Origin of the sequence: Serratia sp. 506_PEND (assembly GCF_001076875.1) — a bacterium.
Lineage (GTDB): Bacteria > Pseudomonadota > Gammaproteobacteria > Enterobacterales > Enterobacteriaceae > Serratia > Serratia marcescens.
Genome location: NZ_JVEL01000425.1, coordinates 25,159 through 44,199 on the forward strand (window position 1 = coordinate 25,159; position 19,041 = coordinate 44,199).

The 19,041-nt window shown below is 62.1% G+C and carries 20 protein-coding genes; 3 read left to right on the forward strand and 17 right to left on the reverse strand.

What is annotated here, in order from left to right:
* Window positions 1–36 precede the first annotated feature (36 nt).
* Window positions 37–2,199 (reverse strand): ornithine decarboxylase SpeF, encoded by a 2,163-nt coding sequence (gene speF, locus ADK28_RS16135; RefSeq protein ID WP_048796082.1) that lies wholly within the window; start codon window positions 2,197–2,199, stop codon window positions 37–39.
* Window positions 2,200–2,473: 274 nt separating this feature from the next.
* On the reverse strand, window positions 2,474–2,578 hold the full coding sequence (speFL, locus tag ADK28_RS30130; protein ID WP_004933443.1) for a leader peptide SpeFL: 105 nt from the start codon (window positions 2,576–2,578) through the stop codon (window positions 2,474–2,476).
* A 433-nt stretch (window positions 2,579–3,011) separates the two neighbouring features.
* On the opposite strand from speFL, the gene ADK28_RS16140 reads away from it, so the two are divergent.
* Together ADK28_RS16140 and ADK28_RS16145 are read left to right on the forward strand one after the other, a co-directional pair.
* Entirely contained in the window at window positions 3,012–3,452 is a 441-nt protein-coding gene (locus ADK28_RS16140; protein WP_015376428.1) for a YhbP family protein, read from the forward strand.
* 30 nt (window positions 3,453–3,482) lie between these two features.
* Window positions 3,483–4,115: an NAD(P)H-binding protein gene (locus ADK28_RS16145; protein ID WP_033638891.1), complete on the forward strand. Its 633-nt coding sequence runs from the start codon at window positions 3,483–3,485 to the stop codon at window positions 4,113–4,115.
* Here ADK28_RS16145 and phnP read toward each other — a convergent pair.
* The 11 genes from phnP to phnF are packed head-to-tail and all read right to left on the reverse strand — an operon-like array spanning window position 4,072 to window position 12,376.
* Window positions 4,072–4,854, reverse strand: a complete 783-nt coding sequence (phnP, locus tag ADK28_RS16150; protein WP_048796083.1) for a phosphonate metabolism protein PhnP — start codon at window positions 4,852–4,854, stop codon at window positions 4,072–4,074. The two genes, ADK28_RS16145 and phnP, sit on opposite strands and share 44 nt — an antisense overlap.
* Window positions 4,855–4,867: 13 nt before the next feature.
* Window positions 4,868–5,470, reverse strand: a complete 603-nt coding sequence (locus tag ADK28_RS16155; RefSeq protein ID WP_048796084.1) for a DapH/DapD/GlmU-related protein — start codon at window positions 5,468–5,470, stop codon at window positions 4,868–4,870.
* On the reverse strand, window positions 5,467–6,036 hold the full coding sequence (gene phnN / locus ADK28_RS16160) for a ribose 1,5-bisphosphokinase (RefSeq protein WP_048796085.1): 570 nt from the start codon (window positions 6,034–6,036) through the stop codon (window positions 5,467–5,469). Before phnN ends, ADK28_RS16155 begins: the two co-directional genes overlap by 4 nt.
* Window positions 6,036–7,172 carry an alpha-D-ribose 1-methylphosphonate 5-triphosphate diphosphatase gene (gene phnM, locus ADK28_RS16165; protein WP_048796086.1) on the reverse strand — a complete coding sequence of 379 codons (1,137 nt, stop codon included), beginning with the start codon at window positions 7,170–7,172 and terminating at the stop codon, window positions 6,036–6,038. The genes phnN and phnM overlap by 1 nt, the downstream gene beginning before the upstream one ends.
* Window positions 7,172–7,876, reverse strand: coding sequence for a phosphonate C-P lyase system protein PhnL (phnL, locus tag ADK28_RS16170; protein ID WP_048796087.1), 705 nt, complete (start codon window positions 7,874–7,876; stop codon window positions 7,172–7,174). The genes phnM and phnL overlap by 1 nt, the downstream gene beginning before the upstream one ends.
* 16 nt (window positions 7,877–7,892) lie before the next feature.
* Window positions 7,893–8,681 carry a phosphonate C-P lyase system protein PhnK gene (gene phnK, locus ADK28_RS16175; RefSeq protein WP_033636845.1) on the reverse strand — a complete coding sequence of 263 codons (789 nt, stop codon included), beginning with the start codon at window positions 8,679–8,681 and terminating at the stop codon, window positions 7,893–7,895.
* Window positions 8,681–9,541, reverse strand: a complete 861-nt coding sequence (locus tag ADK28_RS16180; protein WP_048796088.1) for an alpha-D-ribose 1-methylphosphonate 5-phosphate C-P-lyase PhnJ — start codon at window positions 9,539–9,541, stop codon at window positions 8,681–8,683. The genes phnK and ADK28_RS16180 overlap by 1 nt, the downstream gene beginning before the upstream one ends.
* Window positions 9,534–10,619, reverse strand: coding sequence for a carbon-phosphorus lyase complex subunit PhnI (locus tag ADK28_RS16185; RefSeq protein WP_048796089.1), 1,086 nt, complete (start codon window positions 10,617–10,619; stop codon window positions 9,534–9,536). The genes ADK28_RS16180 and ADK28_RS16185 overlap by 8 nt, the downstream gene beginning before the upstream one ends.
* A complete protein-coding gene (phnH, locus tag ADK28_RS16190; RefSeq protein ID WP_048796090.1) occupies window positions 10,619–11,200 on the reverse strand; it encodes a phosphonate C-P lyase system protein PhnH in 582 nt (193 codons plus the stop codon). The genes ADK28_RS16185 and phnH overlap by 1 nt, the downstream gene beginning before the upstream one ends.
* A gap of 3 nt (window positions 11,201–11,203) precedes the next feature.
* On the reverse strand, window positions 11,204–11,647 hold the full coding sequence (gene phnG, locus ADK28_RS16195) for a phosphonate C-P lyase system protein PhnG (protein WP_016929298.1): 444 nt from the start codon (window positions 11,645–11,647) through the stop codon (window positions 11,204–11,206).
* Window positions 11,648–12,376 carry a phosphonate metabolism transcriptional regulator PhnF gene (gene phnF, locus ADK28_RS16200; RefSeq protein WP_015376439.1) on the reverse strand — a complete coding sequence of 243 codons (729 nt, stop codon included), beginning with the start codon at window positions 12,374–12,376 and terminating at the stop codon, window positions 11,648–11,650.
* Window positions 12,377–12,603: 227 nt separating this feature from the next.
* Between phnF and ADK28_RS16205 the strand changes: the two genes are divergently transcribed.
* Window positions 12,604–13,659 (forward strand): permease, encoded by a 1,056-nt coding sequence (locus tag ADK28_RS16205; RefSeq protein ID WP_048796091.1) that lies wholly within the window; start codon window positions 12,604–12,606, stop codon window positions 13,657–13,659.
* 340 nt (window positions 13,660–13,999) lie between these two features.
* Here the strand turns inward: ADK28_RS16205 and ADK28_RS16215 are convergent, their stop codons facing one another.
* From ADK28_RS16215 to ADK28_RS16230, 4 genes are all read right to left on the reverse strand, one after another.
* Window positions 14,000–14,791 carry a DUF4393 domain-containing protein gene (locus ADK28_RS16215; protein WP_048796092.1) on the reverse strand — a complete coding sequence of 264 codons (792 nt, stop codon included), beginning with the start codon at window positions 14,789–14,791 and terminating at the stop codon, window positions 14,000–14,002.
* Window positions 14,792–15,038: 247 nt separating this feature from the next.
* A complete protein-coding gene (gene nrdG, locus ADK28_RS16220) occupies window positions 15,039–15,503 on the reverse strand; it encodes an anaerobic ribonucleoside-triphosphate reductase-activating protein (RefSeq protein ID WP_048796093.1) in 465 nt (154 codons plus the stop codon).
* A gap of 168 nt (window positions 15,504–15,671) precedes the next feature.
* A complete protein-coding gene (gene nrdD / locus ADK28_RS16225) occupies window positions 15,672–17,810 on the reverse strand; it encodes an anaerobic ribonucleoside-triphosphate reductase (RefSeq protein WP_048325891.1) in 2,139 nt (712 codons plus the stop codon).
* A gap of 244 nt (window positions 17,811–18,054) precedes the next feature.
* On the reverse strand, window positions 18,055–18,969 hold the full coding sequence (locus ADK28_RS16230) for a LysR family transcriptional regulator (RefSeq protein WP_048796094.1): 915 nt from the start codon (window positions 18,967–18,969) through the stop codon (window positions 18,055–18,057).
* Between the last annotated feature and the right edge of the window lie 72 nt (window positions 18,970–19,041).

Sequence of the window (19,041 nt, forward strand, 5' to 3'; positions counted from 1 at the left end):
CCGGGCGGCGAGAATAATCGCCGCCCCGTAAGGTGATTAATTTTTCATGACGTAGCCGTAAGCGCGGTTCCAGCCGTCCTCATCCTGTTGGATATAAACGCCCTGCAATTCCGGCGCGAACCCCGGCAATAAATTGATGCCTTCTTCCAGTGCCAGGAAATAACGCTGCGCGGCGCCGCCCCAAATTTCACCGGGAACCACGCACAGCACGCCAGGCGGGTAAGGCAGGGCGCCTTCGGCGGCGATGCGGCCCTCGGCCTTGGCCAGCGACACCAATTCCACATTGCCGCGCACGAACTCGGTATTGGCATCCTGCGGATTCATTACCACGCGCGGGAAATAACTTTTGCGGAACATCTCTTTTTGCAGTTTTTTAACGTCATAGCTGACGTAAAGATCGTGCATTTCCTGGCACAACTGGCGGATGGTGTAGTTTTTGTAGCGCTGCTGGTGGTTTTTATAGACCGCAGGCAGCACCTCGCTGAGCAGGGAGTTTTGCTCGATGTGCTTCTCGAAGCGGGCGATCAGGGCCACCAGGTGCTGCATCTTGGCGATGTCTTCCGCCGGCGTCAGCAGGAACAGGATCGAGTTGAGATCGCATTTTTCCGGCACGATGCCGTTTTCGCGCAGGTAGTTGGCCAGAATGGTCGCCGGGATGCCGAACTCGCTGTAGCTGCCGGTGGCGGTATCGATGCCCGGCGTGGTGAGCAGCAGCTTGCATGGATCGACGAAGTACTGCGACTCGGCATAGCCCTCAAAGGCGTGCCACTTCTCGCCGGGCACGAAGTTGAAGAAGCGCAGATCGTTGGCCATCGCCGCGGTGTCATAGGCCTGCCACGGCTTGCCGTCGATCTGATCCGGCACGAACGGTTTGATCATCGTGCAGGTATCCAGCAGCATTTTGCGCGCTTCGATGCCCACGCGCACGCACTCTTGCCACAGGCGCTGGCCGCTCTTGCCCTCGTGCATCTTGGCGTTGACGTCCAGCGCGGCGAACAGCGGATAGAACGGGCTGGTGGAGGCGTGCAGCATAAAGGCGTTGTTGAAGCGCTTGTGGTTGCAGTAGCGGCTCTGCCCCTTGATATGCTTGTCTTTTTTGTGGATCTGCGAGGTTTGCGAGAAGCCGGCCTGCTGTTTGTGCACTGACTGGGTGACGATGATGCCGGGATCGTTTTCGTTCAGCTCCAGCAGCAGCGGCGAGCAGTCTTTCATCATCGGAATGAACTGCTCATAGCCCACCCAGGCGGAGTCGAACAGGATGTAATCGCACAGGTGGCCAATCTTGTCGACCACCTGGCGGGCGTTGTAGATGGTGCCGTCGTAGGTGCCGAGCTGGATGATCGCCAGGCGGAACGGGCGGGCTTCGTTGGCGCGTTCCGGCGCCACTTCGCGGATCTGTTGGCGCAGGTAGCGTTCGTCGAAGCAGTGCGCGTCGATGCCGCCGATAAAGCCGAACGGGTTGCGCGCGGTTTCAAGATAAACCGGCGTGGCGCCGGCCTGGATCAACGCGCCGTGGTGGTTGGATTTATGGTTGTTGCGGTCGAACAGCACCAGATCGCCGCGCGTCAGCAGGGCATTGGTCGCCACCTTGTTCGAGGCCGAGGTGCCGTTGAGCACGAAGTAGGTCTTGTCGGCGTTGAACACCTTGGCGGCGTGCTGCTGCGCGGCGCAAGGCGCGCCTTCGTGGATCAACAGATCGCCCAGTTTGACGTCGGCGTTGCACATGTCGGAGCGGAAAAGCGTTTCGCCGTAGAAGTCGAAGAACTGGCGGCCCGCCGGATGTTTGCGGAAGAACTCGCCGCCCTGGTGGCCGGGGCAGGCGAAAGTGGCGTTGCCCATTTCTACGTATTGCGTCAGCGTGTTGAAGAACGGCGGCAGCAGTTCGCTCTCATATTTGGCGGCGGCGGCCTCCAGCTGTTTGCCGTAGAACTGGGTATTCTTGCCGCACAGTTCAAACACACCGTGCAGCGCCGGCAAGACGGCGTTATCCAGCTCTTCTTCGCAGCAGACGGCGACGAACAGCGGAATGTTCAGGCCGTGTTCTTCGATGCGCGCCACCATGCCTTGCGCGACGTCCTCCACCGACAGCACGATGGCGGCGACGTCATTGAAATCGCTGTGGTGCACATCGACGATGTCGCGTTCGGTTTCAAAGCAGCCGAGGGTTTGGGTGTTGGCGGCAATTTTTAATTTTTTCATTTTTCTCATTCTTCAGGCAAAGGCAGTCCGCCGGCAAATAATTCCATTTGCCGCTAACGCCTTCACGAAAATAAAGGTGTGCGAGAACCCAGTGATGCCAAAAGGCATTAACCGTGTTCACTGTTTTATTTAGCTTGGGTGCGCTTGGCCGAAATTAAAAATGAATTGCGTGTCCTTCCCGGTTAGCGAGAAAGAGATATTATCACCGGCGTGCGGAGAATAAGTAAAAACGCAATGACACTCTTATCAACGGCGTAAGAGCGAGGGGAGAGGGTTATCTGTAGTTGAAGAATGCGAAGCTAAAGCAGCTGCGATGAGCCATCATCATAATATGGGTTGTGCGCCTGATGTGCGCCATTTTTCGGTTATTGTTTTCCATTTTCTAATCCACCTTGCTGAGTGAAAAGATGGCGCTATTTTAACGCAAGGCGGGCTAAAAATCGTGATTAAAGTCACATAAATGCCGGTTTTGATAAATAACTATTCATAAGTTATGCAGTGAATTGCATAAACCGTGTTCAGGGAGTCAACTGGGTATGTAAATAAATTGCTAATCGATGCCGGACGTGTGCGCTAAATTTGCGTGTCGCCAGGATGAGAACAATAAAATCGCTCGATTAACCGGTTGCATAACGATCAAATAAATCCGTCTTGTATTTTTTATGTTATAAATCCGCTTCGGGCTTAAGTTAATAAAAATGCATTTATTGCGTTTTTATATTCAATTTTGTTTTTTGATGATTATCGTTATTTGTGACTCGCTTCAACAACGCAGGGTAAGATGAAGTGAGTGAACAGGGAGGCGAGTAACCTTGAATACCCCAGAACAACGGCAGCAGATTGCGGATTTCATCGGCAAGCAACACGTCTTGACGCTGTGCGCCGGCGACGGCCTCGACATGTGGTGCGCCAACTGTTTTTACGTGTTCGACGCCGCGACGATGGCGCTGTGGCTGATGACCGAACCGCACACCCGCCACGGCGGGCTGATGCTGAACAACGGCCGGGTGGTCGGCACCATCGCGCCGAAACCGAAAAGCATCGCGCTGATCCGCGGCGTGCAATACCGCGCCGAGGCGGTGCTGCTGAGCGGCGAAGAAGCCGAGGCGGCGCGCGCGCGTTACTGCAAGCGCTTCCCGATCGCCAGGGCGATGAAGGCCTCGGTATGGCGGTTGGATCTGCACGAGGTGAAGATGACCGACAACACCCTTGGTTTCGGCAAGAAGCTGCACTGGGCGCGGTCTATACTTTAAGTCGACGTATTGATTACAACGGGAGATCGCATGGCGCGAGCACTGTTAGTCGGCGCAACCGGGCTGGTGGGGCGCGAATTGTTGCAGCTGTTGCAAAGCGATCCGCAGATTACGGCCATTGTGGCGCCGACGCGCACGCCGCTGCCGCCGCACGGCAAGCTGACCAATCCGGTCGGCGATGCGCTGTTCGAACTGCTGAGCGGCCTGCAGCAGCCGGTCGATCTGGTGTTCTGCTGCCTGGGCACCACCCGCCGGGCGGCGGGCAGCGCCGATGCCTTCCGCTACGTCGATTACCAACTGGTGGTGGAGAGCGCGCTGACCGGCCGCCGGTTGGGGGCGCAGCACTGTCTGGTGGTGAGCGCGTTGGGCGCCAACGCGGATTCCACTTTCCTGTATAACCGCACCAAAGGCGAGATGGAGCAGGCGCTGCGCGAACAGCGCTGGCCGCGCCTGACGCTGGTGCGGCCTTCCATGCTGGTGGGGGATCGCCCGGCGCCGCGCCTGACGGAGCGCCTCACGCTGCCGCTGTTCAGGCTGTTGCCCGGCAAATGGCGGGCGGTCGCCGCCAAAGATGTGGCGCAAACGCTGCTGCAGCAGGCGTTCACGCCGGGCGAAGGGGTCAGGGTGCTGGAATCGGATCGGCTGCATTGCTACCGAGACTGACGCTGAGGTGATCGAACGCCAGCTCCAGGCCGGCGGGCAGTTCATTGTCCAGCAGCCACCGATCGAGATGATGGCTGATGTGCGTCAGCAGCGTGCGTTTGGGCTGCAGCAACCGCTGCGTCTCCTGCGCGCGGGTCAGGTCGTTGTGGTTGCGCGGCGCCTGCGGCTGAGGCGGCAGGCTGCAGTCGAGCACCAGCAGATCCAGCGCCACCTTCTGCAGATAGTCGGCGGTGGCCGGCGGCAGGCCGACGGTGTCGGTCAGGTAGGCCAGTGAAGCGCCCGCCGCCTGGATCAGGTAGCCGTGGGTCAGTTTGGAGTGTTGCAGCGGCAGCGGGGTGATGCGCATGCCGCCCAGCTCGACGGTGGCGAAGGGGGCCAACGGCGGCTGAAACGCCAGAATGCCGGGGTGTTTGAACAGGTCGTCGCAGCCCTGTTCATCCGGCGGACCATACACCGGAATGGAATTTCCGCACCCCCAACGCAAAGGAAATAACCCCTGAACGTGATCCATGTGGTAATGTGTCAGTAAAAAACGTTGAATTTGCCCCGCCGAAAATCGCCGCTCCAAAGCCGGCAATCCCGCATCCAATAAGGTCGTTTCCCCCTGATAGTTAAGCATGGCGCTGCACGCTCGCCGCCGAAATGCCGGCTCGCGCCGCGCCCGTTGGCAGACCGGGCAGTCGCAGCCGAACACCGGCACCTGCTGCGCGCCGCCGGTGCCGAGAAAGGTCAGTTGCATCGTTCCCCCTCCGTTAAAGGTACTTCTGCGCAAAGCGGTTGATGTCGCGAAAATCCGCCAGCCGCGCCTGCAGCGTAGCGTGATCCCAGTGCCACCACTGGCTGCGTTCGATACGCTCGATCAGCGCGTCGTCAAAGCGCATGCCGATCTTTTTGGCCGCCACGCCGGCAACGATGCTGTAAGGCTCCACGTCCTTGGTAACCACCGCCGCGCTGCCGATCACCGCGCCGTTGCCGACGCTGACGCCCGGCATCAGGATGGCGTTATGGCCGATCCACACGTCGTGGCCGACGGTGACGTGGTGCTCGCGCCGCCAGTCGAAGAACGCCGCGTCGTCTTCCCCCAGCCCGTATTCGGAAGCGCGGTAGGTGAAGTGATGCTGCGCGATGCGCTGGTAGGTCGGGTGGTTGCCGGGATTGATGCGCGCATAGGAGGCGATGGAGACGAACTTGCCGATAGTGGCGTAAAAGATCTGGTTGTGCCCGGCGGTGTAGGAGTAGTCCCCCATCTCCACCTCTTCCAGGATCGCATCGTCGGCCAGGTGCACATATTGGCCAAGCCGGGTGTGGTTAAGGGTCACGTTGTCGCCGATTTTCGGCTGGGCAAAGTCGTTCATGGCGTCGCATCCTGAGCTTGTCGGGTGGAGGTAGGCAGCAGCGCCAGCAGCGCCGCCAGGGTATCGTCGAGTGGGCCGTCGTTGTGCAGCACCCGGCAGCCGGCGGGCAGACTCTGCTGATATTCCGCCGCCCGCGCCAGCCGCTGCTCGATCTGTTCGGCGCTTTCCCGCCCCCGATCCTGCAGGCGCCGGCGCAGGATCGCGGCGTTGACCTGCAGGCATACCGGCAGCAGCTGCGCACCGTAGCGCTGCTGCGCCTGCGGCAGGTGGGCGCGCGAACCGTTGACCGCCACATCGATCCCCTGCAGCAGCCAAAGATCCACCTCGATCCCGAACGCGTAGCGCTGCTGGTGGGCCTGCCAGTCGAGCGCGAACAGCCCCTTGGCGCGGCGGCGCAGAAATTCGGGTTCGCTCAGCGCGATGTGATTCTCGCAGCCGGCGTCCGCCGGCCGGGTGATGTAACGGTGCGCCACCAGCGGCGCGCGGTCGGCGTCGGCCCGCAGCGCGGCCAGCAGGCTGTCCTTGCCTGCGCCGGAAGGCCCCATCAGATAGATGAGCCGCGCCATCAGAACACCTGCCTGCCCTGACGCCACACGTTCTGCACGTAAACGTGCTCGCCGTGCGGCCGCGCCAGCACCAGATCCGCCCGCAGCCCTTCGGCGAGGGTGCCGCGATCCTGCAGATCCAGCGCCCGCGCCGGGTTGCGGGTGATCATGCGCACCGCCTGGGGCAGATCGTAGGCGTTGCGCTCGTCCGCCGCGAGGCGAAACGCCGCGTCCAGCAGGCTGGCCGGGTAATAATCGGAAGAGAGAATATCCAGCACCCCCAGCGCCGCCAGGTGGTGCGCCGCCACGTTGCCGGAATGGGAGCCGCCGCGCACGATGTTCGGCGCGCCCATCAGCACCTGCAGGCCCTGCTGGTGCGAAGCGCGGGCGGCCGCCTCGGTGGTGGGGAACTCGGCGATGGCGCTGCCCAGCGCGCAGGATTCGGCCACGTGCGCGGCGGTGGCGTCGTCATGGCTGGCCAGCGAGATGCGGCGCGCGCGACAGTGGGCGGCGATCGCCTCGCGGTTCGGCGCGGCCCAGCGGGCGGACAGGGCGACCTGCTGCGCCTCGTACTCGCTCATCTGCTGATCGTTGAGGTGGTATTTGCCCTGATAATATTCGCGGTACTTTTCGCGCGAGGCGAACTGGCGCTGGCCCGGCGAGTGGTCCATCAGCGACACCAGCGACACGCCCGGCTTGTCCATCAGCTGTTCGAACAGCGGCAGCGTGCTCTCGTGCGGCAGCTCGCAGCGCAGGTGCAGCCGGTGCTCGGCGCGGTTCACCCCGGCGCGCTGGCTGTGGATCACCGCGTCGATCATCTTCTGCAGGTTTTCCAGCCGGTGGCCGCCGTCGCGCACGTCGCCGATCGCCACCGCGTCCAGCACCGTGGTGATGCCGTTGGCCACCATCAGCGCGTCGTGGCTGCTCATCGCCGAATGGGCCGGCCAGTCGACGTTCGGGCGCGGGGTAAAGAACTTGTCCAGGTTGTCGGTATGCAGCTCGATCAGCCCCGGCAGCAGCCAGCCGCCGTCGCCGTCCAGCGCCTGCGGCAGCCGGCTCGGGCCGTCGGCGAAGCTGCGGATCACGCCGTCCTGCATCTCCAGCGAGCCTTGCACCACCTGGTCATCCAGCACCAGCTTAACGTTATTGACGATCATCAGAGGGCCTCCAGCGCCTGCGGCGCCTGCATGTCATAAAGCCGGTCGGCGACCTGTCGGCGGACGCCTTCATCATGGAAAATGCCGACGATCGCCGCGCCGCGCGCCTTGGCGCGTTCGATAAGCTGCACCACCGCCGCGCTGTTGCGGCTGTCGAGTGAGGCGGTCGGTTCATCCAGCAACAGGATGGGATAATCGACGATAAAGCCGCGCGCGATGTTTACCCGCTGCTGCTCGCCGCCGGAGAAGGTGGACGGCGCCAGCGGCCACAGGCGCTGCGGCACGTTGAGCGCAGCGAGCAGCGCTTCGGCGCGGTCGCGGCACTCGGCGCGCTCGATGCCCTGTTCCAGCAGCGGCTGCATCACCACCTCCAGCGCGCTGATGCGCGGGATCACCCGCAGGAACTGGCTGACCCAGCCCAGCGTATGGCGGCGCACCGCCAGAATCTGGCGCGCGTCGGCGCTGACCATGTCCAGCCAGTCGCCCTGGTGGTTGATCCAGATATGGCCGCTGTCCGGCAGGTAGTTGGCGTACAGCGAGCGCAGCAGGGTGGATTTGCCGCTGCCGGAGTGGCCGTGCAGCACCACGCATTCGCCGCCGTGGACCGTCAGGTTGGCGTCGTGCAGCACCGGCAGCCGGGTGCCGTACTGCTGATGCAGCACAAAGGTTTTACTGAGATGTTCAACTCGGATTTGCATAGTCATCTGTTATCGCCTTGGGTTACGACAGCACCGAAGAAACCAGCAGCTGGGTGTAAGGATGGTGCGGATCGTCGAGCACCCGATCGGTCAGGCCGCTCTCCACCACTTCGCCCTGTTTCATCACCAGCAGGCGGTGGGCCAGCAGCCGCGCCACGCCGAGATCGTGGGTGACGATCACCGCCGCCAGCTGCATCTCCACCACCAGATTGCGCAGCAGATCGAGCAGGCGCGCCTGCACCGACACGTCCAGCCCGCCGGTCGGCTCATCCATAAACACCAGCTTGGGGTGGGTGACCAGATTGCGGGCGATCTGCAGCCGCTGCTGCATGCCGCCGGAGAAGGTGGTCGGCAGATCGTCGAGGCGCGACAACGGGATTTCGACGTCTTCCAGCCACTGGCCGGCCTGGCGGCGAATGTCGCCATAGTGGCGCTGGCCGATGGCCATCAGCCGCTCGCCGATGTTGCCGCCGGCGGAGACCTGCGGCCGCAGCCCGTCGAGCGGATGCTGGTGCACCACGCCCCAGTCGGTGCGCAGCAGGCGGCGGCGATCGCTCTCCGCCATGGCGTACAGGTCGTGCTCCTGGCCCGCCTGCGGGCGGTAAAGGATCTGCCCGCGCTGCGGCGCCAGCCGCGCCGAGATCGACTTCAGCAGCGTGGTTTTGCCGGAGCCGGATTCGCCGACGATGCCCAGCACTTCACCGGGGTAGATGTCGAACGACACGTCGCTGAAGCCCTTGCCGGGGGCGTACAGGTGGGTGAGCCGGTTCACCGACAGCAGCGGGGTGGTGCTCAAAGGGGTGGAAGTCATCAGTGCTGCGCCTCTTGCGAAGATTGCGCCAGCTGCTGCCGGCAGTAGTCGGTGTCCGAACAGACGAACATGCGGTTGCCCCGATCGTCGAGCACCACCTCGTCCAGGTAGCTGTGGCGCGAGCCGCACAGCGCGCAGGGTTCGTCCCACTGCTGCACGCTGAACGGATGGTCGTCGAAGTCCAGGCTCTCCACCTTGGTGAACGGCGGCAGGGCGTAGATGCGTTTCTCGCGCCCGGCGCCGAACAGCTGCAGCGCCGGCATCATGTGCATTTTCGGGTTGTCGAATTTCGGGATCGGCGACGGATCCATCACGTAGCGATCGTTGACCTTCACCGGGTAGGCATAGGTGGTGGCGATATGGCCGTAGCGCGCGATGTCTTCATACAGCTTCACCTGCATCACGCCGTACTCCTCCAGCGCGTGCATCTTGCGGGTCTCGGTTTCGCGCGGTTCGATAAAGCGCAGCGGCTCCGGGATCGGCACCTGATAGATCAGGATCTGGTCTTCGCGCAACGCCGTTTCCGGAATGCGGTGACGGGTCTGGATCAGCGAGGCCTCCGGCGTGCGTTCGGTGGTGGCCACCCCGGCGACGCGCTGGAAGAAGCGGCGGATCGATACCGCGTTGGTGGTGTCGTCGGCCCCCTGGTCGATCACCTTCAGCACGTCGGCGCGGCCGATGACGCTGGCGGTGAGCTGAATGCCGCCGGTGCCCCAGCCGTAGGGCATCGGCATCTCGCGGCCGCCGAACGGCACCTGATAGCCGGGGATCGCCACCGCCTTCAGGATGGCGCGGCGGATCATGCGCTTGGTCTGCTCGTCCAGATAACCGAGGTTATAGCCGGTCAATACTTCACTCATCGCGGGCCTCCTGACGCTCGCTGTATTCCTGCCGCAGCCGCTTGAGCAGTTCCAGTTCGGCCTGGAAGTCGACGTAGTGCGGCAGCTTGAGATGGGAGACGAAGCCGGCGGCCTCGACGTTGTCGGCGTGGGCCAGCACGAACTCTTCGTCCTGCGCCGGGCTGGCGACGCCTGCGCCGTAGTCCGAGCTCTGCAATGCGCGATCCACCAACGCCATCGCCATCGCCTTACGCTCGGCGCGGCCGAACACCAGCCCGTAACCGCGGGTGAAGTGCGGCGGGTGGTCCTTGGGATCGACGAACCCGTTGACCATTTCGCACTCGGTCAGCAGGATTTCGCCGATATCGATGGCGAAACCCAGCTCTTCAGGCACGATCTCCACAGAAACGTGGCCGGTGCGGATCTCGCCGGCGAACGGGTGGTTGCGGCCGTAGCCGCGCTGGGTGGCGTAGCCGAGCGCCAGCAGAAAACCTTCGTCGCCGCGCACCAGCTGCTGCAGGCGCGCCGAGCGCGAGCAGGGGTAAACCGGCGGGTTGCGGGTGATGTCGTCCGGCGTACTGCCGTCGTCCTGTTCCTCCCGCGCCAGCTGCTGGCGACACAGCAGATCGAACACGTGGCTGCAGTTGTCCGGCAGCGGTTCGTCGGCCTGCGGCCCGCGCGGCGCCTCGCCTTCCGCCAGCAGCGCGAAATCCAGCAGCCGGTGGGTGTAGTCATAGGTCGGCCCCAGCACCTGCCCGCCGGGCAAGTCCTTGTAAACCGCCGAGATGCGCCGCTCCAGCCGCATGCTTTCGCTGGCCAGCGGCTCGCTGACCGCCAGGCGCGGCAGGGTGGTGCGATAGGCGCGCAGCAGGAAGATTGCCTCCACCAGATCGCCGCTGGCCTGTTTGATGGCCAGCGCCGCCAGCTCGCGATCGTAGATGCCGCCTTCGGTCATCACCCTATCTACCGCCAGCCCCAGCTGCTGTTCGATTTGTTCCGCGCCGATCGCCGGCAGCGCCTCGTCGCCGCGCCGCAGCTGTTCCTGCAGCTGATGGGCGGCCTCAATGGCTTTTTCGCCCCCTTTTACCGCTACGTACATCAGCACACCTCCACGCGGGTGGTCCGCGGGATCGCCAGCAGGCGATCGCCGCAGGTCAGCAAAATATCCAGCCCCAGCGGGAAGCGCTGCGGACGGTTGACCAGATAATCCAGCAGCGCCGGCGGCAGGCGCGGCGCTATCAGGCGTTGCTTCTCGATGCCGGGGCCGGTCAGGCGCAGCGCGGCGCCATTCTCCAGCTCGGCGAGCTGCACGATGACCGTGGCGCCGCATTCCGGCGAGATTTCAGTGCCGTGTGGCAACGCCTGCAGATCGGCGGCCTGCACGTGCTCATCGAACAGGGCAAAACAGACCTCCTGCGCCGTGGCGGCCAGCGGCGCGCCGCTGTGAAAACGAATGTTTGTTAGCACTCGCTCACTTTTAAGCGCAGCGCACAGCTGCAGCGGCGTTTCCTGATCGGCCAGCGTCAGCAGCGTGGCGGTGCTGGCGGCGTTCAGCGGCGCCCAGGCCGGGCCGCCCGGCAGCGTCACCCGGTGGCCCGGTTCGCTCAAGGCTTTAAGAATCAAACGGAAAGCGTGCTGCGATTGGTCTATCGGTTGTTCAAAACCGGTCAATAAACTCATGGCTTAATCCCCTCGCACCAGCGTAAAGAAGTCCACCCGGCTGGCGGCGATCGCCCGGGCGCGCAGCTGGCGCTGTTCGTGCTGCAGCGCGGCCAGCGGCGCGATCAGCTGTTGTTGCAGGCGTTCGCCGTGTTCCGGCTGTTGCAGCAGCGCATCGGCCAGCGCGCACAGCTCGGCGTGCGCCTTGTCGCGCCCGGCGATATAGCTGTAGCCGTAGCCGCCGTTGTCCAGCTGCACCACCGCGCGGGTGACCGTCATGTCCCCCAGCACGAAGCGGCGGCCGGTGGCGCCCATGCGCCCCTGCAGCTGGGCCAGGCCGATCTCCGGCGCGCGGATGCTGCGGTAACCCGGGCTGAGGTTCAGCGCCTGCCAGTGGCTGCGCAGCTGCTCGGGCCGGCTGTGCGCCAGCACCGACATCCAGCGTTGTCTCGACTCTAAGGCGTGCATTCAGTGCTCCATCGTCAGTTCAATCATGTCGGCGCGGGCCAGGCTGACGGAGTATTCCGCCACGTCTTCGCCGCCGCTGCGGACGTTAAGGGTGCGCACGCACAGCAGCGGCGCGTGGGTGGCGATCTCCAGCAGCCGGCTCTCTTTGGCCTGCGCGCGGCGCGCGCTGATGCGCGTCTGGCGGCGGGTCAGCGGCTGCTGCAGGTGCTGTTCGATAAACTGGTGCAGCGAACCGCTGTGGAACTGCTGCAGCGCCGGCCACCAGTCCAGATCGGGCAGATAATGGTCGATCACGCTCATCGGCACGCCGTTGACCCGGCGCAGGGTGCGCAGGTGGATCACCATTTCGCCTTCTTCACGCGAGAGTGCGCTGGCGACATGCCCATTGCACGGGCGCAAGACAGCGAGTAAGCGCTCACTGGTGGGATGGCTGCCCTGTTCGAACAGGTTCTGGCTGAAGCGGGTATTGGCGTGCAGCGGGTAGTCGTAAGGCCGCATCAACACCAGAATGCCGACGCCGTGGCGGCGCTGCAGCCAGCCGCGCTCCACCAGCTGATCCACCGCGCGGCGCAGGGTGTGGCGATTGACCTGATAACGCTCGGCCAGCTGCTGTTCCGAAGGCAGGTAGTCGCCGCAGCGGTACTGCGTGCGCAGCTCCTGTTCCAGCTGCGCGGCGATCTGCTGATAGCGGGTGGGGTAAGTGGTCGGATGTCTAGATAACTCCATCATAATAAAAACCTCGTCATGCCGATGGCGGTGCGATGAAGGCGGAAGCGGTGCGTTTCATCGGGCGTCTACCCTGTGGTTTTCTCGTCGGCATCATGGTGACGGGCGCAGATGACAATCGCGTTACGCGTCGGTGGCGAACAGATGAACTATTTAGGACAGCGCGGGCGTGCACGGGCGGCGGCGGCGCGCTATGCTGGCGCCACTGTTGACTGACTCTGGCCGCTACCATGCCGCAATCTCTGAACGCCCCTGAACACGCCCCACGCGCCTGGCCGCTGTGGAAACCGATCCTGTTTCTGCTGGTGGTGGCGGTTGGCCTCTACTACGTCAAATGGCAGCCTTACTACGGCAAGGCCTTCGTGGCGGCGGACAGCCACTCGATCGGCAAATCTATCCTGGCCGACGGCGCCGCGAGCCCCTGGCTGGCGGCCTGGCAGTACGCGCTGGTCTACTTCACCGCGGTATGGAAGGCGGCGCTGCTCGGGGTGCTGTTAGGCTCGCTGGTGCAGGTGCTGATCCCGCGCGACTGGCTGGCGCGCACGCTCGGCCACCGGCGTTTTTCCGGTACCGTGCTGGGGGCGCTGATCGCGCTGCCGGGCATGATGTGCACCTGCTGCGCCGCACCGGTTGCCGCCGGCATGCGCCGCCAGTCGGTGTCCAGCGGCGCTGCGCTGGCCTTTTGGCTCGCTAACCCGGTACTGAACCCGGCGACGCTGGTGTTTATGGGATTTGTGCTCGGCTGGCCGTTTGCCGCCATCCGTCTGGTGGCGGGCGTGGTGATGGTGCTGGGCATAGCCTGGCTGGTGCAGCGCGTGGCCGCCAACGATCCGCAGCCCACCGCGCCGCAGCCTTTGGTGCTGACGGCGCAGAGCGATGAGCGGCCGTTCCTTGCCCGCTGGGGCAAAGCGCTGTGGGCGCTGTTTTGGTCGACCATCCCGATCTATGTGCTGGCGGTGCTGGCGCTGGGCGCGGCGCGGGTCTGGCTGTTCCCGCACGCTGACGGCGCCGTCGACAATAGCCTGCTGTGGATCATAGGCCTGGCGATCGTCGGCTGCCTGTTCGTTATCCCCACCGCGGCGGAAATCCCGATCGTGCAGACTATGATGCTGGCGGGCATGGGCGCCGGCCCGGCGCTGGCGCTGCTGATGACCCTGCCGGCGGTCAGCCTGCCTTCGCTGCTGATGCTCAACAAGGCCTTCTCCGCCCGGGCGCTGTGCCTGACGGCGGCGCTGGTGGCGCTGTGCGGCGTGCTGACCGGCGTGGTGGGTATGGGGTTGGTGTAACTGATTCGTGACTTGACGCTATCTCAATGGAGGAGATGGAAATGGAACAGCGGAATAAACCTGAAATGGACGTAGAGGCGATGTTCGTGGAGCAAGCGCTGCGTGAAAGGGTGGATGCCGCCCTTGAACGCTAAGAAACGGCACCGCGGTTTATATAAGCCATTCGGAGGCAGAAAAACGAATGGCTATATTCAAGGCGAAGATCCGGGAACGTTATCGAGGATGATGTTGAGCTGTGCTAGCTCACAGCTGGACTTACAGTGTCTAAGGTCGCTGTTGGTCGGCTTTGAGCGAAGAGCGGACGTTAAAGCCTCAATAACCGGATCCGCTTATTGACTTTTTAAATGCTATGTCTGCCGACACACGAATCGACAAAGCCTCGGCCAAAGCCTGTAAAACTATATTGCCCGCTTTTATAAGAAACCCTATCTAGATGCGAATTTACACTACATATTTCTTTTACTTTCTCTGATGAGAAAATTCTTTCATGCTCTTCCTTTGGGAAAGAAGTTCCTGATGTTGGAGTTAGCAGGCCCAACCGTTTTAAGTTGAAGAAATACATAACTGAGTTTTCGGGGTTATCGCAACCAGCATCTTCACAAATTAGATTTACTTCCGGTGTAGTTGATGTGATCGTTAAGTTACTATCCTCCGAATCTTGTTGGACTATATCAATCGTTGGTGCATGACCTTTTCTATGGTTTTCTTTATTAAACATAAACCGAAGGATCTTGGCTTCATCCGGTTGGAGTTGCTTGATTATTTCGATGTACGCTGGATGAGCAATCCTCGAAGTTTTCTTGTCCAAGCTTGCCGATATTAGATTTGAAAAAAGACGCTGTATTTCATCTTCATTTATTGCAAATTTTGCCTCATTCAGAGCCTGAAGAGCAACCCTTGGCCGATCGAATGAAATTTGCTTGGGCGGTAATAATGCCAGATTCTCAGCAGTCATCCGCAAGACGCTTGTCACCGCATGAACACTGTCTTCTACCAGGAAAACTCCCGAATTTACCATTCTGGCAATAGAGACTAATCCCTTTGATAATTCTTTAGCAAAAGGGCTCAGAGCATCTTCATAAACCGGAACAGCGAGCTTTTCGACTATCGCTTTCGCGCTCTCATCTATCATCTTGTCTCCATTGCATAATGCCTGATTTCACCTGTATTTGATACGCTGCCTTTGTTTGCTGCAGCTAAAATGGGCTGCATATCAAATGTCCCGCGCAACGATTCGTTGAGCACCACACACTATAACCCCAAGAATTTGAGACGTCTTGATCAGGAGGAGATTCTGCTGCAATCGATTCATTCATGTCTGCTATTGGCACAAAGCAGCCCATCAGATTAACTCCATAACGTAGCTCTTGCAGCTCAACTCAACGCAACCTATGCACCACCTGGTTGCTGCTGCCGCGCCAGATCAGCGCCGGGTCTTTCAAATCCTGCACGAACTTGCCGTCGATCAGCACGTTGATCCTGTCCACCACCTGCATTTGCTGCGTGTCCAGCTCCGCCAGCCGGTAGCCGGTCCACAGCCAGATATCCTTGCCGGGGCACTCGGCGCGTACCCGTTTCACCAGCATTAAGATGCTCGGCACGTTGGCCGGGTGCAGCGGATCGCCGCCGGAGAGCGACAGCCCCTGGCGCGGCACGCGCGTATCGTTCAGATCGGCGATGATGCGGTCTTCCAACTCCGGGGTAAACGGCTGGCCGGAGTTGAGCCGCCAGGTGCTTTTGTTGTAGCAGCCGGGGCACTGGTGCACGCAGCCGGCGACAAACAGCGTGCAGCGGGTGCCGGGGCCGTTGACGACGTCAATCGGGTAGTACTGGTGATAATTCATGTGAGGCCTGCCCATCAGGCTATTTTACTGGCCATTTTGCCTCCGGGCAGTGCTGCCAATCCTCACGTACTGCATGTACGCTCCGGTTGGTGCGCGCTGGCCGAAGGCAAACCGGCTGCGACAATCACGCCTGATGAACAGGCTTCTGCCTAGGCTGCGCGGCGTTTCTCAGCCGAGCTGCCCGTTGCCGAGGTGTTTCACCCGGCGTTTCACTTCTTCCTGCTTGCCGGCGTTGAACGGCCGGGCATCGGGGCTGCCGAGATAGCCGCACACCCGGCGGGTGACCGAGACCTTGGCCGAGTCGTGGTTGCCGCATTTCGGGCAGGTGAAGCCTTTGCTGGTGCAGGAGAATTCACCGGTGAAGCCGCATTCGTAGCACTCGTCGATCGGCGTGTTGGTGCCGTAGTAAGGCACCCGGGTGTAGCTGTAGTCCCAGACGTCTTCCAGCGCTTTCAGGTTGTGCTGCAGGTTCGGGTACTCGCCATAGCAGATGAAGCCGCCGCTGGCCAACGGCGGGTAGGGCGCTTCGAAGTCCAGCTTGTCGTACGGATTGACCTTCTTCTCCACGTCAAGGTGGAAGCTGTTGGTGTAATAGCCCTTATCGGTGACGCCCGGCACCACGCCGAAATCGGCGGTGTCCAGCCGGCAGAAGCGATCGCACAGGTTTTCGCTCGGCGTGCTGTAGAGGCTGAAGCCGTAGCCGGTCTCGTCTTTCCAGGCGTCGACGGCGGCGCGCAGCCGCGCGACGATCGCCACCGCTTTGGCGCGCAGCGCCTCGTCGTCATACACGTGGTTTTCGCCGCCGAACAGCGCGTTGATGGTCTCGTGCAGGCCGATATAGCCCAGCGAAATTGAAGCGCGGCCGTTCTTGAAGATATCGGCGATATTGTCGTCGGCCTTGAGCCGCACGCCGCAGGCGCCTTCCATGTACAAGATTGGCGCCACCCGCGCCTTGATGCCTTCCAGCCGGGCGATGCGCGTCATCAGGGCCTTTTTCGCCAGCTGTAGGCGCTGATCCAGCAGCGCCCAGAAGCGCGACTCGTCGCCCATCGCCTCCAGCGCGATGCGCGGCAGGTTGAGGCTGATGACGCCGATGTTGTTGCGGCCGTCGTGCACCAGCTCGCCGTCCTGCTCGTAGGTGCCGAGGAAGCTGCGGCAGCCCATCGGCGTTTTGAACGAGCCGGTGACCTTCACCACCTGATCGTAGTTGAGGATGTCCGGGTACATGCGCTTGCTGGCGCACTCCAGCGCCAGTTGCTTGATGTCGTAGTTCGGATCGCCGTACTGGTGGTTGAGGCCGTCGCGGATGGCGAACACCAGTTTGGGGAACACGGCGGTCTTGCGGTTTTTGCCCAGCCCGGCGATGCGGTTTTTCAGGATCGAGCGCTGGATCAGGCGCGATTCCCAGCTGGTGCCAAGGCCGAAGCCGAAGGTGACGAACGGCGTCTGGCCGTTGGCGGTGTGCAGGGTGTTGACCTCGTACTCCAGCGACTGGAAGGCGTCGTAACACTCTTTCTCGGTGCGCGCCATGGCATAGCCTTTGGCGTCCGGGATCTGCCATTCCTCCGCCACCTGCAGGTGTTTGCGGAAGCTCTCGTCGACGAACGGCGCCAGAATTTCATCGATGCGGTTGATGGTGGTGCCACCATAAATATGGCTGGCGACCTGGGCGATGATCTGCGCGGTCACGGCGGTGGCGGTGGAGATCGACTTCGGCGGCTCAATCTCGGCGTTGCCCATCTTGAAGCCGTTGGTCAGCATGCCTTTCAGATCGATCAGCATGCAGTTGAACATCGGGAAGAACGGCGAGTAGTCGAGATCGTGGTAGTGAATTTCGCCGCGTTCATGGGCCAGCACCACGTCGCGCGGCAGGATGTGCTGTTTGGCGTAGTGTTTGGCGACGATGCCCGCCAGCAGGTCGCGCTGGGTGGGGATCACCTTGCTGTCTTTATTGGCGTTCTCGTTCAGCAGCGCGCGGTTGCTCTGCTCGACCAGGCCGCGAATTTCCTGGTTCAGGCGGCCGCGCAGCTCGCGCGCCACGTCGCGATCGTGGCGGTATTCGATATAGGCGCGCGCCAGCTGTTTGTATTCGCCGGCCATCAGCTGGTTTTCCACCGCCTGCTGGATCTCGTGGATATCGACGCGCGGCTGCTGCTCCATGCGCTGAGCGACCACGCGGGCGACGGTGGCGCAGTAGTCGGCGTCGACCACGCCCACCGCCAGCGCGGCGCGCTCGATGGCCTGCGCGATGCGCGCTTCGTCAAAAGGTACCTGGCAACCGTCCCGCTTAATCACTACTGGTTTCACGTTGTACTCCTTGTTCCCCGAGGGAGCGTTGATACCCGCCTGGCGTGGCGAGCAACCGTCAAATTTCGCTTATCCACAGGGCAAAGCCGCAGCGCGCAAGGGCTGTGGCGGCGTGTGGATGATTTTGTGGATAACTACTATATATAGGTATTCATAATTCTTAATGCACTATATATAGATATTGACGCGATTCTTTTGATGTAGAACAAGGAAAACGGAAGAGCGTGCGCAAGCTGAACAGACGTCAATCGCCGGTTGGCCGATCGCGAAAATGTTCCAGCAGAAAATCGACCCAAACGCGCACCCGCGGCGGCAGATCCGCCGAAGCGTAATAGAGCCACAGCTGCACCGGGCGCGGCCAGCATTCCGCCAGCACCGGCCGCAGCGTGCCCTGCTCGAAGTGTTTCTCGACGTACCAGTGCGCTAGGTTGACGATGCCCAGCCCGGCCAGCGCTGCATCCAGCAACATCTCCGGGCGGCTGACCACCAGGCGGCCGTTCAGATCCAGCGCCAGCGTTTCGCCTTTATGGCGCAACTGCCATTTGACGTGGCGGCCGTTGCCCGGGTTACGGTGCAGCAGGCAGTCGTGCCGCAGCAGATCGTGCGGCGTTTGCGGTTCACCGCGCCGCGCCAGATAGTCGGGCGACGCCGCCAGCACCATATGCATCGGGTAGAGTGGGCGGGCCACCAGCCGACTGTCGGGATCGACCCGGCTGCCGATGCCGACGTCGAAACCTTCGCCCACCAGATTCACCACCCGGGCGTCCAGCGACAGATCGAGATCGATCTGCGGGTAGCGCGCCAGAAATTGCGGGATCAACGGCATCAGCATTTGGCGGCCGAAGCCGGGGATCATCGTGACGCGCACCACCCCGGCCGGCGCCTGGCGTTCACCGCCGGCGCTTTCCAGCGTCGCCGCCAACGCCTGCCACAGCGGCGCCACCTGCGCCAGCAGCGCTTTGCCCTCGTCAGTCAGCAGTACGTTGTGGGTGTTGCGCTGAAACAGCCGCAGCGCCAGCTTCTCTTCCAGCGCGCGGATGTTTTTGCTGACCGCCGCCGGCGTCACGCCCAGCTGGCGGGCGGCGGCGGAGAAATTTTGCGCCTGCGCGGCGGCGAGGAAGGCCGGCAACAGGCGATGCACGTCAAAGGGCAGCGACATCGTGGTTGATACTTTCGGTTGAAATTGAAGTGACCTCTAACAGCCTACACCCGAAGCGGCGGAAATGGAAAA

What these genes read in the sequence shown, in the direction of transcription:
- ADK28_RS16155 (WP_048796084.1), bottom strand. Translation starts at nt 5,470, where the DNA reads ATGAACGACTTTGCCCAGCCGAAAATCGGCGACAACGTGACCCTTAAC.
- phnK (WP_033636845.1), bottom strand. Translation starts at nt 8,681, where the DNA reads ATGACTTCCACCCCTTTGAGCACCACCCCGCTGCTGTCGGTGAACCGG.
- phnL (WP_048796087.1), bottom strand. Translation starts at nt 7,876, where the DNA reads ATGACTATGCAAATCCGAGTTGAACATCTCAGTAAAACCTTTGTGCTG.
- ADK28_RS16185 (WP_048796089.1), bottom strand. Translation starts at nt 10,619, where the DNA reads ATGTACGTAGCGGTAAAAGGGGGCGAAAAAGCCATTGAGGCCGCCCAT.
- phnM (WP_048796086.1), bottom strand. Translation starts at nt 7,172, where the DNA reads ATGATCGTCAATAACGTTAAGCTGGTGCTGGATGACCAGGTGGTGCAA.
- speFL (WP_004933443.1), bottom strand. Translation starts at nt 2,578, where the DNA reads ATGGAAAACAATAACCGAAAAATGGCGCACATCAGGCGCACAACCCAT.
- ADK28_RS16215 (WP_048796092.1), bottom strand. Translation starts at nt 14,791, where the DNA reads ATGATAGATGAGAGCGCGAAAGCGATAGTCGAAAAGCTCGCTGTTCCG.
- phnP (WP_048796083.1), bottom strand. Translation starts at nt 4,854, where the DNA reads ATGCAACTGACCTTTCTCGGCACCGGCGGCGCGCAGCAGGTGCCGGTG.
- phnF (WP_015376439.1), bottom strand. Translation starts at nt 12,376, where the DNA reads ATGATGGAGTTATCTAGACATCCGACCACTTACCCCACCCGCTATCAG.
- speF (WP_048796082.1), bottom strand. Translation starts at nt 2,199, where the DNA reads ATGAAAAAATTAAAAATTGCCGCCAACACCCAAACCCTCGGCTGCTTT.
- ADK28_RS16145 (WP_033638891.1), top strand. Translation starts at nt 3,483, where the DNA reads ATGGCGCGAGCACTGTTAGTCGGCGCAACCGGGCTGGTGGGGCGCGAA.
- phnH (WP_048796090.1), bottom strand. Translation starts at nt 11,200, where the DNA reads ATGAGTTTATTGACCGGTTTTGAACAACCGATAGACCAATCGCAGCAC.
- phnN (WP_048796085.1), bottom strand. Translation starts at nt 6,036, where the DNA reads ATGGCGCGGCTCATCTATCTGATGGGGCCTTCCGGCGCAGGCAAGGAC.
- ADK28_RS16230 (WP_048796094.1), bottom strand. Translation starts at nt 18,969, where the DNA reads ATGTCGCTGCCCTTTGACGTGCATCGCCTGTTGCCGGCCTTCCTCGCC.
- ADK28_RS16180 (WP_048796088.1), bottom strand. Translation starts at nt 9,541, where the DNA reads ATGAGTGAAGTATTGACCGGCTATAACCTCGGTTATCTGGACGAGCAG.
- phnG (WP_016929298.1), bottom strand. Translation starts at nt 11,647, where the DNA reads ATGCACGCCTTAGAGTCGAGACAACGCTGGATGTCGGTGCTGGCGCAC.
- nrdG (WP_048796093.1), bottom strand. Translation starts at nt 15,503, where the DNA reads ATGAATTATCACCAGTACTACCCGATTGACGTCGTCAACGGCCCCGGC.
- ADK28_RS16205 (WP_048796091.1), top strand. Translation starts at nt 12,604, where the DNA reads ATGCCGCAATCTCTGAACGCCCCTGAACACGCCCCACGCGCCTGGCCG.